Consider the following 15,222-nt stretch of genomic DNA (forward strand, 5'->3'; position numbering starts at 1 on the left):
GGCAGCGCTGCAAGAAGGCTGCAAGGAGCGCGCCAACGCGTCCGGTTCGCGGGCCATGGTGCTCGGCGGTGACGGGCTGATGTTCTCCCCAGAGAAAAGCCCATGAAGGACGTGTTCATCGCCCAGACGCCCGAGCAGGCCAGGCTGTTGCAGGACATGATTTACGTGGGCCTGTTGGGCCGACTGCTCAAAAGTGACGCCAGTGCCGGTGAAGTGGCCAAGGACAAGGCGCAGACCGTGCAGCAGGTGCACCACAGGCTGACCCGACTTCATCAGGCGGAACTTATTGAAGTTCGCGGGGAACGCACTCGCGGCGGCCGACCCGTGAAGCTTTATGGCCCGGTGGCCAGGGAATACCGCGTGCCGTTTGCCCTGACGGACGCCGCGACGGTGGGGGAACTCATTCGGGAATCGCATCGGCCCTTGCTGGACTTGCATTACGAGGCCATAAGCCGCCTGCAAACCGCTGATCTGCTCATTCGCCAGAATGAACGGGGCCAGATGTTCATGACGCTTGCCGACACGGACGGGCAGGATGAAGCGGTGCTGCACAGCGCCTTCTTGGGTTACCGCTTGACCCCGCAGACCGTGCAGGAATTGCAGGAGCGCCTGACTACCCTCGCGGAGTGGCTGGGCAGTCAGGCACTGAAACGGGAGGAAAGAGGAGAGGATTACCTGCTGGGCCTGCTGCTCGCGCCGGGTCAAGTGAAGCGGTAGTCATAAGAGATCCGGTTGATGATTTATCAAATTGCTGGAAAGGGTCGAGTGGCGCGAACAGAAGCAATAAGCGTCCCGGACGTGGAGTGAACCCTCCGGTGTTATTCCGCAGGGCGCACAAACGGGAGGCTAATTACTGGATTTTCGCGCGCAGGGCAGTCACCGCGTCGGTTGGCCCGGTCATGGTGCCGGTCAGTGAAATTTGGCCGACGCTTTGCTGCACGAGTTCAGGTGTGACATCCGAACTCAAGGACAGGCAGCCGATGACGCGCAGGTTCACGCGGTTATAGGCCACAGCGTGTTTTTCGAGGAAAGCGCGGTTGAGGTGGTAAATCCCGAGGCAGAAAATCTGACTGTTCATGTGGGCTCCTTACGCGGCGGCCGGTTCGGCCGGAAGCGGGGCGGTGACGGGTTCACGTTTCAGGATGGCGGCCCAGACGACGGCCCCCAGCATGGCCAGCACGCCTGACACGGCAAAAATGGTGGAAATGGCGATCCGGTCGGCAATGGGGGCCAGCAGCAGCAGCGTGGCGGGCATGCCGATCGTCCCGACCATGCCGAGCAGGCTGCCGACCCGCCCGAAGTACTCGGGGGCAATACGTTTCTGAAAAATGACGCCGATGCCCATGTTCACGAAGGCGTTTGCCAGTCCGGTGGCGACGGCCAGCACGTACATTTGCGGGGCGCTGTGCGCGAAGGCCAGGCCCAGGGTGGTCAGGCCCATGAGGCCCATGCCCCACACCGAGGACAACGCCGGATTGATTTTCCGGCCCAGGGTGGCGATCACGAGACTGCCGACCACCCCGCCCGCCAGCAGCAGACCGAAAAACAGGCCGTACCCCTGCTCTCCGGCGCCGAGGGCCAGCATCCTTTTGGGCATCAGCATGTCGAGCGGCGCGAAAGACGCATTCAGCAGCAGCGCCAGCAGCGGCAGGCCCATCATGATGGCGCTGCCCCGGACGTAGCGAATCCCTGCCGTGAACGACTGCCAGAACGTCTCACCCTCCTTGCGCGGAGTGCGCTCGGGAAGGGTGACGAACAGCAGCAGGCCAGCGAACAGCAGGAACGACGCGCCGTCCAGCAACAGCGACGGCGCCCGGCCGATCGTCGCCACGAGGAACCCGCCCCCGACGAACCCCAGCATGGTCATGGTCTGCGTGGCGCCTTGCATCAGGCCGGTGGCCCGCTCCAGCTGGTCGGCGGGGACAAGCCGCGCCGTCATCCCCGCCGTGGCCGGGCCGTAGAACGCGCCCACCAGCCCTGTCAGAAACGACGCCACGTAAATGACCTCGACGGGAATGGAGCCGCGCAGCGCCAGGAACCCTATGCCCAGTTGCAGGAACCCGCGCAGGAGGTTGCCCAGCACCAGCGGGGGTTTCAGCGGCCAGCGGTCGACGAGTGCCCCCATGAACGGTTGCAGAATCGCTGGCAACATCGCCAGCGCAAGGTTAATTCCCATGGCACTTGCACTGCCGGTCTGGTGCAGCACCAGAAAACTCGTGGCAATGCCCGCCAGCGCCGTGCCGAAAGCACTTTGCGCCCCGCCCAGCCACCACAGCAGGAAATTCTTATTCCAGAGCGTCGTCGGCTTCACGGCTTGATCGGAGGTCATGCCCACAGAGTGCAGGTGAACCTACTCCACGTGAAAGGCCCGCAGTGGAGTAGAGCATTTGACAAAAGAACGAAGTGATTTTGTCCGAGCAGAGCGAGTGAATTTAAATGAGCAGGACGAAGAATGGAGTCAGGTGGAGTGTTGTTCTCCGCCTGACGGAATTCGGAGAACTGCTCTAGGTGGCGGCCAGGGTCATCAAGTCTGAGAAAACGCTTCCCCCAGCCTCTTTTTCCACCGACTTTTTTCCACTGGATTACCGAACAAGTAGGAACAGCAGCGTCAGCACGAAGAAGAATTCCGTGATGCCCACCTGTTTGGGCGTGATGGTTTTCTGGCGCATGGGGCCGATCATGGGCAGGGCGCAGGCGCGCAGGGTGGTGCAGAACAGGAAGGCCGGAACCAGCCACGAGAGTCCCTGGGTCAGCGCTGCCCACACGCTCAGCAGTGTGATGGCGGCGTGGTAACCGATCGAGTACGCCAGAAAGCCCTTTTCGCCGCGTTCGCGGATCATGGTTTTTACGTAGAAGATGGTGCCGATGAAGTACAGCGTCAGGAGGGCGGTGGCGCTGGCGGCCCGCTGAAAGGCCGGGTCGGTCGGCAGGCCTTGAACGAACTGGAAAAGCCCGTCTGAGAAGGTCACGGCGCAGATCAGGCAGGCAGCGATGACAGTCGTGACGCGGCCCAGCAGGGCAGTTTCGTCTTTCTTCCAGGCCTGCCACAACCCGGCGCCCAGCAGGGGCGCGTAGACGATTCCCCACTGGATCAGCGCGGGTTCCAGCCACAGCACCACGGCGCCCAGCACGGCACTCAGGCCGCCGTACACCTGCAGGGGGCGAACATAACGCGTTTTATTCCTGGCTTTCAGCCACATCGACAGGTCGTAGAACGCGAAGTACCCCACCAGCCACAGCAGCAGCAGCGGAAGGGCGAACACGTTGAAGTGGCCTTCCTGCGCACGCAGCACCACGCCCACGATAAACGGCAGAAACAGCATGGCCCATGCCCCGTGCTGTTGTGGCAGCCATTCCACCGGCAGACGCCGGCGTTTCGGGCGTTGCGTTTGCGGATGTGGGGCAATGCGGTGCGAGTCGTTGACGGTCAGGTCGGCAGCTTTGGCGGGCATAATCAGGACTCCTTTGTCCTATTTTACCCGGTGGGTTCAGACATTTGCCTCTGCCTGTTCCCTCTGCGCGCGTTCCAGCAAAACCTTCAGGGTCTGCCAGCCCAGCGTGGCGCACTTCACCCGCGTGTGCAGCGTATGAACGCCCTGCAGCGCCGCGCTCTCGCCCAGTTCCGGCGCGGCCTCACCCGTTTTCATCATGGCACTGAATTTCTCGGCCAGTTCCAGCGCCTCCGGGACGGTTTTCCCGCGAATCATCGAGGTCATCAGGCTGGCGCTCGCCACCGAGATCGCGCAACCTTTCGCAGTGAATTTGGCGCCCTCAATGGTCTCGCCGTTCATTTTCAACATGAGCTGCAGGCTGTCCCCGCAACTGGGGTTGTGCCCTCCCTCGGCGTGCGTGGCGTCCGGCAGGTCACCGAAGTGGCGGGGTTTGCGGTAGTGCTCCATGACCACCTGCTTGTAAAGGTCTTTCAGGGCGCTCATAGGTTCTCTCCAAAGAAGGTGGCGATGTCGCGGAGTTCGCGGGCCAGGGCGTCCACGTCCTCCCGGGTGTTGTACACGTAGAAACTGGCGCGGGCGGTACTCACGACGTCCAGCGCCCGCATCAGTGGCTGGGCGCAGTGATGCCCGGCCCGCACGCAGATGTTGGCCTCGTCGAGGAAACCGGCCACGTCGTGCGCGTGTGCGCCCCGCACGTTGAAACTGAGCACCCCTGCCCGCTCACTGTGTTCACCGTCACTCTCCGGGCCGTACAGGTCGACGCCCTCGATCAGGTTCAGTTGCCCCTGCGCATACTGAAACAGTTCCGACTCGTAAGCGTGGACGTTCTCCATACCCAGACCCTCCAGATACGCCAGGGCCGCGCCGAAGCCCACCACCTCGGCGATGGCAGGCGTACCGGCCTCAAAACGGTTCGGCAGGTCGGCGTACGTGCTGCGGTCCGTGTAAACCTCGCGGATCATGTCGCCCCCGCCCAGGAACGGCGGCATGTCCCGCAGGTGCTGCGGCTGGGCGATCAGCAGGCCCACGCCACTGGGCCCCAGCATCTTGTGTGCACTCAGCACGTAGAAATCGGCGCCCAACTCGCTCAGATTCAGCGGCATGTGCGGCGCGGCCTGGGCACCATCCAGCAGAATCGGTTTCCCGTGCCGGTGTGCCATGTCCACCAGCTGCTTCGCCGGGTGAATGGTTCCCAGCGCGTTACTGACGTGCTGCAACGCCACCAGTTTCAGGTTGGGCAGTTGCAGTTTCTGCGCGTAATCTTCCAGATCCAGGCGGCCCTCCGGGGTCATGCGCACGGCTTCCACCCGCGCCCCGCGCAAGCCCGTGACCAGGTGCCACGGCACGAGGTTCGCGTGATGCTCCATCTCGCTGACCAGCACCACGTCCCCGGCGTTCAGGTTCCGCAGGCCCCATGAGTACGCCACCAGATTGACCGCTTCGGTGGCATTGCGGGTAAAAATAATGCTTTCGGCGGCCGGAGCCTTGAAGAACTGCGCGGCCCGCTCGCGCACGGCCTCGAACTGATCCGTCGCCTGGGCCGAAAGGCGGTAGGCGCCCCGGTGAATGTTCGCGTACCCGCCCGCGTAAAACTCAGCGATGGCGTCGATGACCTGCTGGGGCTTTTGCGTGGACGCCGCCGAATCCAGAAAAACCAGCCCCGGATGGTGACGGAACACAGGAAAGTCTGCCCGGCAACCCGCCAGCCCAGCGGCACCAGCCAGCAGCGGCGAGGAAAGAGAAATGAGGTTCTGTGACATCTTGCGCCCATCGTAGTCCTGCGCGGCCCGGCGAAAAATGACGAATGTCAACTTAACTGCTCAGGATTCCTGAGGTCTCGGGAAAATGTATCTGTGGGGTGGGTGTCTGTGGATCGGGTGTCTGGAGAACAGGAACGCTCAAACCCTCCTGACCTTCAAAACAATTTCATCAAGCAATCACAAAGTCCGTCCTGTCACGCTTCTGTCAGACCCGGCAGACTACCCTTTCTACACAAGAAACCCAGGCGCACAACACGTACAGGAACCGTAGGCCGGGCATGGCCCGCCTCACAAGGAATAAAATCCACTACCCGAATTTGCGACCTGAATTTCTTCCCACACTCCAAAAGGGTGTGGGTCTTTTTTTTGAGCCCCCGGGGACTTTCGCTCTGCGTTGTCTACTCCCTAACTTTCGGCATAACGGTATTTCGATTTCGCCGGGCAGGGAACCTTCTGGTTGTAAATGGCCGTGCAGGCGCACCCTGTTCATAGGGATGGGCGGCGGCTGGCCGTGCTATTTTTTTTGTTATGCGCGTACTTCACACCGCTGATTTTCATGCGGGACGTTTGTTGCGGGGGTTCGACCGTACCCCGGAAATTCATGAAGCCCTGAGTGAAATTGCGGCGCTGGCAAAGTCCGAACGGGCGGACGTGGTGCTGATCTCCGGCGACCTGTTCGACACGGGGAACCCTTCGGCGGACGCCGAAGCCTCGGTGTTCGATTTCTTCCTGCGCCTGCGTGACGCGGGTATTCCCGGTGTGGCGATTGCCGGCAACCACGACAGCGCGGCCCGGCTGGACAGCGTGGCGGGCCTGCTGGGGTGGGTGGGCATTCAGGTGGTGGCGCAGCCCACGCCCAACCCGGTGGAAATGGTGCGGCATGTGTCCACGCGCAGCGGCGAAACGCTCACGGTGGGCGCCCTGCCGTACCTGTCCGAACGCCGGCTGATCAAGGCCGCCGACCTGCTGGGCGGGGACACCGGCGCGTGGCGGCAGAAGTACCGTGAAGGCATGGGGTTTTTCCTGCGCCGCCTGGGCGAAGGCTTCCGGCCCGGCAGCGTGAACATGGTCATGGCCCACACCACCATCGACGGTGCCATTCCCAGCGGCTCCGAACGCACCATTCAATTCGACCTGACGAACCACTACACCCTCTCCGGCCTTCAATTGCCCGCCGGGGCGCAGTACGTCGCGCTGGGCCACATCCATAAGCCCCAGCAGGTCAGCGAAGCCCCCGTGGCCGCCTACCCCGGCAGCATCATTCAGCTGGATTTCGGGGAAGCTGGCGAGAAGAAACAGGTGAACCTGATCGAGGTGCAGGCCGGTGGGCGGCCGGTCTTCACGCCCATTCCCCTGGCCAGCGGGCGCGAACTGAAGACCGTGCGCGCTGACCTGGACGCCATCGAGCAGCGCCTGGAACGCGAGAAAGGCTTCACGGGCCTCCTGAAAGTCGTCGTTCGCGCCCCCGCCGGCACCGCCCTGCCCGGCCTGAAAGACCGTGTCCTCCGCGCCGCACCCGGCACCCTCGCCGTCGAACTCGACGCTCAGCAGGAAGACCTGGCCACCCCCGAACTGAAGCGCGAGGGCCTGAGCCTGATGGAACTCTACGAACGCTACCACCGCGAACGCCGCGGCGAACTCCCCGACGACCTCCGCGCCGCCTTCAAGGAAGCCGACGAGCAGGCGCGGGAAGAGGAAGTGGCGTGAGGGGGCGAAGTGCAGAAGGCAGGAAGCAAAAGGCAGAAGGCTTACGGGCCTTTAGGCTTCGGCCTTCAGCCTTCAGCCGGGGGTTCTCATGCGTCCGCTGAGACTCGATCTTCAGGGTTTCACGGCTTTCCGTCAGTTAACGGAACTGGATTTTAATGACCTTGAACTGTTCGCGCTGGTGGGGCCGACGGGGAGCGGCAAGAGCAGTTTGCTGGATGCCATGACCTTCGCCCTGTTCGGGCAGACGGCGCGGCTGGGGGCGTCGGGTCTGGACGCGCTGATCTCGCAGGGGGAGCGGGGCCTGAGTGTCTCGTTGACCTTCGAAGTGGGCGGACAAACGTTCCGGGCGTCGCGCACGAAGGGGCGCAAGCAGGCGGAGAACGAGGTGCGCTTCGAGCGCCTGGACGACGACGGGCGCTGGACGAACCTCTCCGATGGCGGCGCAAAAGGCATTTCCGAGCGCATTCGCAGGACGGTGGGACTGGACTTCAACACCTTCCGCCGCAGCGTGATGTTGCCGCAGGGCGAATTCTCGAAACTTCTGCATGGCAGCGGGAAAGACCGGCAGCAACTGCTGGGGGAACTCACGGGGCTGGATCATGTGGCGAACATGCAGCGCGTGGCGTCTGACCGGGCCAAAGAACTCAAGCACGAGTCGCAGAGCCTGAACAGCGTGCTGCACAGCGAGTATGCCGATGTGACCGCCGAGGCCCTGGCGGCCATTCGCACCGAACGCGAGCGAACGGACGCGGAAGCCGGGCGCCTGACTGACACGCGCGAGCAGTTGCAGACGAACCTGACGCGCCTGCGGGACATCGAGAAAGTCTGGCGGCAAAAAGAGGACACCCGGCGGCGCCTGAACGTGCTGGAAGCGCGCGCCGCCGACATTCAGGCGGGCGCCCTCCGGGCCGAGCGGGCGCGCAAAGTAGCGGGCGTGCTGCCCCTGCTGGACGCCGCAGAACGCGCCCGCATCGCCCACGAGCGCGAGGCCCGGGAACTCACGCGGGCGCAGGCCCAGGCCGAAGCGGCGGGGCGCAAACTGGCGCAGGCCGAGCAGGCCCTGAAGGCCGCACAGGCCCAGGAAGACCGCATCCCGGAGCTGGAAGCGCAGGCCGACGCCCTGAAGGGCGCCGAGGCCGATGCCAGCCGCCTGAAACGCGCCGGGGGTACGCCGCAGACCACACACCCCAACCCCCTGCCGTGGGACGAAGACGCCTTCTACACCGCAAAGGAAGCCGCCGACAAACTGGCGAAACTGAAGCAGGAACGGCTTCAATTGACTGCTCGTCGCCTGGGCCTGGATTCCCTCAAGGAAACGCAGAAAACCGAGTTGGTTTCGTTGCAGCAACTGGAACTTGAACAGGAACGCGTGCAGAACGAGGGGAAAACGGCCAGGGCTGCTCATCTGGCAGCGGAAGCGGAATTAAAAGAAGCGATGCGACTTGCTGGGGTGATGGTTCACCGCGCTCACTTGCATGAAGGTGAACCCTGCCCGCTGTGCCTGCAAATTGTCCATGAAGTCCCTTCGGGTGGCGGTGTGAAACTGGAGGACTTGGAAAGGGCAGAAGCAACCGCGAAAGCTGAACTGGATGGTCGGAAACTCAGGTATAAGGAAATACAGGTGGAATTGAACCACCTGCGCAAGACGACTGAGGAACGCGCTGCGGCCCTGAACGATACCGAAGCGCAACTGGTGCAGGACGAGCAGGGCATGAAAATGGCCGAGTCCCGCATTCAGGGCGACCCGCAGACCGAGGCGCTGCGCCTGATGGCTGGGCTGGCCGCGCAGGTGCGCCGCGCTGGCAGTGACCCGGCCGGGCAACGCCGCCACCTTCAGGGCCAGATTCAGGGCATCCGCAAGGCCATTGGGGACGCGCAGAACAACCTGACGCGGGCCGGGGGCGAGGCCGCCGCTGCGAACGCCACCCTGAGCGCCGCCCAGGGCAGCGCCGCGCGGCGCGAGGCCGACTGGCAGCACACCCAGGAGAAACTGACGGCTTCGCTGGCCGCGCTCCAGATGGACGCCGCCCAGGCCCGCGCCGCCGCCCTGCCCGAGCAGGACATCACGGCGCTGGAAGAAGCCGCCCGCACGCACACCGCCCAGCGCGCGCAACTGCGTGAGGCCCTGGCGGAACTGGACCGGCAACTGGGTGTGGCCCCCTTCGATCCGGCGCAGCTCGATCAGGTGGCACGCGACCTGACCGCCACCGACGCCGCCCTGAACGCCGCCCGCGAGCGCGCCGGACGCCTCGCCGAGCAGTTCCGGCAGGCCCAGGAACGCCTGAAACGCAAAGGCGAAATCGAAGCGAAAGCCGCCGCTGTCTCACGCACCTACGACACCTGGCAGACCCTGACGAACACCCTCAAAGCCAACGAGTTCCAGCAGTTCCTGCTCGCTGAAGTCGAAGCGCAACTGCTGACCCGCGCCGGCATTCTGCTGCACGAGATCAGCGACGGCCGCTACCGCCTGGCCTTGCAGGATCAGGATTACGTGGTGCAAGACCTCTGGAACGCCGGGGAAGTGCGCGGCGTGAAAACCCTGTCCGGCGGCGAAACCTTCCTGGCCTCCCTCTCACTCGCCATTGCCCTGTCCGATTACCTGGCCGGAAACAAGATTCTGGGGGCCCTGTTCCTCGACGAGGGGTTCGGCACGCTCGACCCGCAGGCCCTGGAGGCTGTGGCCGGCGCCCTCGAAAGTCTCCGCACGCAGGGCCGCATGGTGGGCATCGTCACTCACGTCGAAAGCCTGTCGGAAAGGTTGCCGAGTCGCCTGCTGGTCACGAAAAGCATTGCGGGCAGCCACGTGCAACGGCTGGACGGGTAGAGCTCCTGGCGATGTGATGGCTGTCACGCTGACTTCAGGAATCTGATCGGGTGATTGTGGGTCTGTGCCGGGGACGGGACGATGGTAGATTTCCTGCTATCACCGGGATTTACTGGAAGAATCAGAGGAGTCTTGTCGCCTCTGTCGTTTCTATCGGCTGGACGAATGACATTCTCAGGCGGGCCGACCCCGTACACTGCGGTGCATGAGTGCGCCCGTTGCCCCCGCGTCCGTGTCGAGTCAGGAAGACCGTTACCAGTACAAGTTTGGCCAGGAAGGCATTACCTTCGATGATGTGCTGCTCCAGCCGCGGCACAGTCTGGTGCTGCCGCACGAGGTGAACGTCTCGGCGCAGCTCACGCGCCGCATTCGCCTGAATATTCCATTTGTTTCCGCCGCGATGGACACCGTGACCGAGACCGCGATGGCCGTGGCGATGGCCCGCGAGGGCGGCATCGGCGTGATTCACAAGAACATGCCCATCGACGCGCAGGCCGAGATGGTTCGCAAGGTGAAGCGCAGCGAGAGCGGCATGATCGTCGACCCGATCACCCTGCCGCCGCACGCGACGGTTGGGGACGCCGACCGGCTGATGGGCGAGTACAAGATCAGCGGCGTTCCCGTGACCGACCCCGCGGGGAAACTGCTGGGCATCATCACCAACAGGGACATGCGGTTCGTGGACGACCTGAGCACGCCCATCCGCGACGTCATGACGCACGAGAACCTGGTCACCGTTCCGGTCGGCACCACGCTGGAGCAGGCGCACGAGATGTTCAAACGCAACCGCATCGAGAAGCTCCTCGTCACCGACGGGCAGGGGATGCTGCGCGGCCTGATCACCATCAAGGACCTCAACAAGCGCGTGAAGTACCCGAACGCCGCCAAGGACGACCTGGGCCGCCTGCGCGTGGCGGCGGCGATTGGCGTCAGCGCCGATCTGCTCGACCGGGCCGGGGCGCTGGTCAATGCCGGGGCGGACGTGCTGGTGCTCGATTCTGCCCACGGGCACAGCCAGGGCATTCTGAACGCCCTGCAAAAAGTGAAGGACAACTTCGACATCGACGTGATCGCCGGGAACATCGCCACGCGGGTAGGCGCCAGAGACCTGATTCTGGCGGGCGCAGACGCCGTGAAGGTGGGCATCGGGCCGGGCAGCATCTGCACCACCCGCGTGGTCACCGGGGTGGGCGTGCCGCAGATCACCGCGATTTTCGAGGCGAGTGCCGCCGCGATGGAAGCGGGCATTCCCGTCGTCGCCGACGGTGGCATCAAGCAGACCGGCGACGTGCCGAAAGCCCTGGCCGCCGGGGCTAACGTCGTGATGATGGGCAGCATGCTGGCCGGGACGGACGAGTCTCCCGGTGAAACGATTCTGCGCGACGGCAGGCGCTACAAGTCGTACCGGGGCATGGGCAGCCTCGGCGCCATGGATCAGGGCAGCGCTGACCGTTACTTTCAGTCCGGCAGCCGCAAGTTCGTGCCGGAAGGCATCGAAGGCATCGTGGCGTACAAAGGCACAGCGGGCGAGGTGGTGTACCAGTTCGTGGGCGGCCTGAAATCCAGCATGGGGTACTGCGGCGCCCCCGACCTGCAAACGCTGCGTGACACCGCGCAGTTCGTTCGCATCACGGGCGCCAGCCTCATCGAAAGCCACCCCCACAGCGTCACCATCACCAAGGAAGCGCCCAACTACGGCGGACGCTGAGAGAACAGAGGACAAGAAACAGGGGAGGCCGCCGCGCCTCCCTTTGTCGTTGCTGGCCTGCATTGGGGTTACGCTACACTGAAGCCTGATGAATCAGTTCCTGCAAGTCGAGGGCGAGAGTGTCTGGATCAATGTTGACCGCGTGGATGGTCTGATGGTTCGCCCGCAACTCCGGGCGGTGGGTTCAGCACACGGTGAAGGCTTGCTGGAGGAATTGCACGAGAGCACGGGAATGTTCGAGCTGGCGGCGTATTTCCAGGGCCAACTGATTCCTGTCTTGACCTTTCCTTCGCGTGAGGAAGCCGAGCAGGCCGTCATGAAACTGATCGGCTCGCGGGTCGTGCGTGACCTCTGAATTGCTCCTCGAAGAAGGCGACCGCCTGTCGCGCCGCCTGATGCAACTGTTGCCGGTCACCCTGGAAGATCAGGAGCGCGTGATCCTGCTGGGCCGCAGCCTGGCCGTGAACCTCGTGAACGCGCTGCTGCCCACCATCGAACAGATCAGTCGCCGGCAGGACACGCCGCTACACACACTGCTGGAATCCGACCGGGAAGGGAACGCCGTCATTGAAATCGTCAATTTCGATGGTGAACTGCTGTCGCGCCTGCCCGTGCGCGATTGCCTGGAGCAACTGCTGTTCCAGCGCGGCAAACTTCATCCCAAAGTGCTGGAGAGCCTCACGGATGCGCTGCAAGGCGATGAGCACCGCGCCACGCGGGAACTTGTCAGCCTGCTGCGCAGCCGCAGCTTGCTGGAGGGCCTGCAAGGCGTGCTGAAGAATTTTCTGAAAGCCGCCCGCTGAATTTTGGTGGATTAGCGGGCGGCTTTCAGGGAAGTTCAGGGCAGCGGTTGGCCCGCCGTATCGACCACATTCACCTGCGTGAAGAGGCCCGGCACCTTCACCAGCACCCACGGACTGGTCAGTGCCTGCGTGGTGATCATGCCAGCCTGCGGGGCCTGAATGGCCACCGTGACGTTCAGGGTGCCGCCGCTGGCGACCACGCGTTCCACCCTGACGCCGTAGCCACCCGTGGTGCGCTGACCGATAAACACCGCCACGGCGGTTTCGTTGTTCAGGGGGGTGGGGGTGGGCGGGCTGCTCTGGTTGCCGTAAGCCAGGCGGTAAATTTCGCCCAGTTCGGCGGTGGTCGTGGCGATCCGTACCGTGGGGTCGTCGACCCTGGCGTTTGCGCCGCGCGCCACTTCGGTGAAGCCCGCCGCCGGGCCGGAGGGTCTGGAGTTGCCTGTGTTCGAGGAGCCTGTGTTCGAGGAGCCTGTGTTCGAGGAGCCTGTGTTCGAGGAGTCTGGGTTCATGGTCACCGTTCCTGTCGTGCCGCCTGTGGTGGTTCGAATGCCGGGCAGCACATAAAGCGAAGTCATGCGGTGTTCGGTGGGTTTCGGCTCGACGCTGAGCGGCGTCGGGTTTTCGTTCAAGACCGCCACCGCCAGGCTGCCCTGACCGTCCAGGGCGCGGGCCAGGGCGTCCCCTTCATCGTCCGTGAGTTGCCCCGCGCCGCGCAGTCCGCTGGTGGGCACCGCACCCACCGGCCCGGACAGACCGTTCAGTTTCCACCAGTTCGTGCCGTCGGTGTAATACACCGCCAGCAGCGAGGCGCTGTTCATGGCGGTTACGTTGAAGCGTCCGGACGCGTCCCGCGTCACCGAGAGCTTCTGTGCCGAGGACGCGGTGTTCACCTGATAGGTGGCCTTGCCGTTCACACTCAGGCTGCCGGGTGTGCTCAGGTCGTCCTGCACCTGTGGGCGCACTTCCAGCGTATTGCCGTTCAGTTTCAGGGAGCTGCTCGGGCCGCTCAGCGTGCCGTACACCCAGGCGATGCGCTGGTTGGCCCCGCCCGACAGCGCCACCTCGTGAACGCGCAGGTTGCTGGGGCCGGTCGCCGTGCACCCCGCCAGCAGGGCCGTGCCCAGGGCCATGACCGCCAGACTGAGGCGGGACTTTACCGTTGTCGTCATGACCGTCAGCTTATGCTGCAGGACTGACCGCACACTTAACCCACAGCTTAATTCACCTTCAGAAAAGGCAAGACGGGAGCCGGGCGCTTCTCTGGCCCAGAGCCCGTGGTTTTATCTCGTCGCCAGCAATTCGCGGGCGTGGGTCAGGGCGGCCTCGCTGGTGTTGCCGCTGAGCATGCGGGCAATTTCGTCCAGGCGCTCGGCTTCGCCCAGCAGGCGTACGCGGCTGACGGTGCGGCCGTTCTCGACCCCTTTTTCCACCTTGAAATGATGATGGGCACGGGCCGCGATCTGCGCCAGGTGGGTCACCACCAGCACCTGCCTTTCCTCGGCCAGGCGCGCCAGTTGCGCCGCCACCGCCTGCGCCGCCGTGCCGCCGATGCCGGCGTCCACCTCGTCGAACACCACGCAGGGGGTGTCCGCGCCAAGCACGGTGCTGATGGCCAGCATCACGCGGGACAGCTCGCCGCCCGAGGCCACGTCCGCCAGGCCGGCCAGGGCCTCGCCGGGGTTGGCGTTGAACAGCAGGGTCACGTCGCTCAGGCCGTGTGCGGTGGGTGAGGGAGTGGAGGAGAGGCGAAACTCCATGCGGGCGTGCGGCATCCCCAGTTCCCGGATGACCGCCAGCAGCTGCCCGGCCAGCGGGCCGGCTTCGCGCTCACGGGCCTGGTCGAGCCTGGCCCCCACCTTCAGCAGTTCGGCGTGCAGGGCCTCCACCTCGTCCTGCAGGGTGCCGGCGTCCTGCTCGTCTTTTTCCAGGCTGGAGAGTTCCTCCTCGACTTTTGCGTGGAACTCCAGCACGTCCTCCAGCGTCGGGCCGTACTTGTGCCGCAACTTGTTCAGTGCGGCCAGGCGGGCTTCCACCGTCGCCAGTTGCTCGGGATCCGGGGCGCTCTGCTCGGCCGTGTCGCGCAACTCGGACACCACCGCCTGCACGGCTTCCAGCGCCTCGCGCAGTTCGTTCTGCAACTGCCCGGTGTTCTCGTCGTACTTCGCGCCGCTGTTCAGGGCGCGAATGGCCTCCGCGAGCAGCGCTGAGGCGTTCATGTCGCCGTCGCTCAGCAAGTCCAGCCCGCCCGCCGCCGCCGAGGCGATGGTGTGCAGGTTCGCCAGGCGCGTCAGTTCGGCGTTCAGGGGTTCTTCCTCGCCGGGCTGCGGGGCCACCTCCGCGATTTCCTGACTCTGGAAGCGCAGCAGGTCGAGTTGCCGCGCCCGTTCACGCTCGTTTGCTCGCAGGGTTTCCAGGCGTGTATCGGCTTCCCGCCACGCTGTAAAGGCGGCTGCGTAGGCCTGCGCTTCCTGCGCCACGCGCCGGTCCAGCAGCGCCCGCTGGTTCGCCGGGCTCAGCAGGCTGACCGCCGAGTGCTGCCAGTGAATGGTGAGCCGCCCCTGCGCCCACTCCTGCAACTCGCGCACGCTGACGACCTCGCCGTCCAGCCGGGCATTGCCGCGCCCGGCGGCACTCACGCGGCGGCTCGCGGACTCCTCGCCCCAGAAGCCCGTCACCAGCAGGTCATCGGCGCCGGTGCGGATCAGGTCACTGTTGGCCCGCCCGCCCAGCAGCAGGCCCAGTGCGTCCACGATGATGCTTTTGCCCGCGCCGGTCTCGCCGGTGAACGCGCAAAAGCCTTCTCCCAGGTGCAGCGTCAATTCGGGAATGGTCGCCAGGTTACGCACCTCCAGTTGCGAGAGGCGCGGGCTGGCGGTCACTTTCGGCGGTTTGGACTTGGGTTTCGAACTGCGGGCCTGACGGGTCACGACACGCAGTTTACTGTGGGCAGAAAATGTTGACTGTA

The 15,222-nt window shown here is 64.4% G+C and carries 13 protein-coding genes; 6 read left to right on the forward strand and 7 right to left on the reverse strand.

The window, feature by feature from the left end; all coding sequences use genetic code 11:
* The first annotated feature begins 102 nt into the window (after window positions 1–102).
* The gene (locus E5Z01_RS00400) at window positions 103–717 is read left to right on the forward strand and encodes a helix-turn-helix domain-containing protein (RefSeq protein ID WP_135227574.1); all 615 of its coding nucleotides are present in this window, start codon (window positions 103–105) and stop codon (window positions 715–717) included.
* Window positions 718–850: 133 nt separating this feature from the next.
* Here the strand turns inward: E5Z01_RS00400 and E5Z01_RS00405 are convergent, their stop codons facing one another.
* From E5Z01_RS00405 to E5Z01_RS00430, 5 genes are all read right to left on the reverse strand, one after another.
* Window positions 851–1,078 (reverse strand): hypothetical protein, encoded by a 228-nt coding sequence (locus E5Z01_RS00405; RefSeq protein WP_135227575.1) that lies wholly within the window; start codon window positions 1,076–1,078, stop codon window positions 851–853.
* 9 nt (window positions 1,079–1,087) lie between these two features.
* Window positions 1,088–2,329 carry an MFS transporter gene (locus E5Z01_RS00410; protein WP_135227576.1) on the reverse strand — a complete coding sequence of 414 codons (1,242 nt, stop codon included), beginning with the start codon at window positions 2,327–2,329 and terminating at the stop codon, window positions 1,088–1,090.
* A 253-nt stretch (window positions 2,330–2,582) separates the two neighbouring features.
* Window positions 2,583–3,452, reverse strand: coding sequence for a YwiC-like family protein (locus E5Z01_RS00420; RefSeq protein WP_135227577.1), 870 nt, complete (start codon window positions 3,450–3,452; stop codon window positions 2,583–2,585).
* Window positions 3,453–3,488: 36 nt separating this feature from the next.
* Complete coding sequence (gene sufU / locus E5Z01_RS00425) at window positions 3,489–3,935, reverse strand: Fe-S cluster assembly sulfur transfer protein SufU (protein WP_135227578.1); 447 nt, start codon at window positions 3,933–3,935, stop codon at window positions 3,489–3,491.
* Window positions 3,932–5,263 (reverse strand): aminotransferase class V-fold PLP-dependent enzyme, encoded by a 1,332-nt coding sequence (locus E5Z01_RS00430; RefSeq protein ID WP_205750457.1) that lies wholly within the window; start codon window positions 5,261–5,263, stop codon window positions 3,932–3,934. The genes sufU and E5Z01_RS00430 overlap by 4 nt, the downstream gene beginning before the upstream one ends.
* Window positions 5,264–5,740: 477 nt before the next feature.
* On the opposite strand from E5Z01_RS00430, the gene E5Z01_RS00435 reads away from it, so the two are divergent.
* The 5 genes from E5Z01_RS00435 (at window position 5,741) to E5Z01_RS00455 (ending at window position 12,254) form a co-directional block, all read left to right on the forward strand.
* Window positions 5,741–6,919 carry an exonuclease SbcCD subunit D gene (locus E5Z01_RS00435; RefSeq protein WP_135227579.1) on the forward strand — a complete coding sequence of 393 codons (1,179 nt, stop codon included), beginning with the start codon at window positions 5,741–5,743 and terminating at the stop codon, window positions 6,917–6,919.
* 88 nt (window positions 6,920–7,007) lie between these two features.
* The gene (locus E5Z01_RS00440) at window positions 7,008–9,743 is read left to right on the forward strand and encodes an AAA family ATPase (RefSeq protein ID WP_135227580.1); all 2,736 of its coding nucleotides are present in this window, start codon (window positions 7,008–7,010) and stop codon (window positions 9,741–9,743) included.
* 205 nt (window positions 9,744–9,948) lie between these two features.
* Window positions 9,949–11,451 carry an IMP dehydrogenase gene (gene guaB / locus E5Z01_RS00445; RefSeq protein WP_135227581.1) on the forward strand — a complete coding sequence of 501 codons (1,503 nt, stop codon included), beginning with the start codon at window positions 9,949–9,951 and terminating at the stop codon, window positions 11,449–11,451.
* 88 nt (window positions 11,452–11,539) lie between these two features.
* Window positions 11,540–11,806, forward strand: coding sequence for a hypothetical protein (locus E5Z01_RS00450; RefSeq protein WP_135227582.1), 267 nt, complete (start codon window positions 11,540–11,542; stop codon window positions 11,804–11,806).
* Window positions 11,796–12,254 (forward strand): hypothetical protein, encoded by a 459-nt coding sequence (locus E5Z01_RS00455; RefSeq protein WP_167757696.1) that lies wholly within the window; start codon window positions 11,796–11,798, stop codon window positions 12,252–12,254. Before E5Z01_RS00450 ends, E5Z01_RS00455 begins: the two co-directional genes overlap by 11 nt.
* Window positions 12,255–12,289: 35 nt before the next feature.
* On the opposite strand, the gene E5Z01_RS00460 is transcribed toward E5Z01_RS00455, so the two are convergent.
* Both E5Z01_RS00460 and E5Z01_RS00465 read right to left on the reverse strand, forming a co-directional pair.
* Entirely contained in the window at window positions 12,290–13,426 is a 1,137-nt protein-coding gene (locus E5Z01_RS00460) for a protease complex subunit PrcB family protein (RefSeq protein WP_135227583.1), read from the reverse strand.
* Window positions 13,427–13,537: 111 nt separating this feature from the next.
* Window positions 13,538–15,184, reverse strand: coding sequence for a DNA repair protein RecN (locus E5Z01_RS00465; protein WP_135227584.1), 1,647 nt, complete (start codon window positions 15,182–15,184; stop codon window positions 13,538–13,540).
* Window positions 15,185–15,222: the final 38 nt, after the last annotated feature.

It is taken from the genome of Deinococcus fonticola (assembly GCF_004634215.1).
Classification (GTDB): domain Bacteria; phylum Deinococcota; class Deinococci; order Deinococcales; family Deinococcaceae; genus Deinococcus; species Deinococcus fonticola.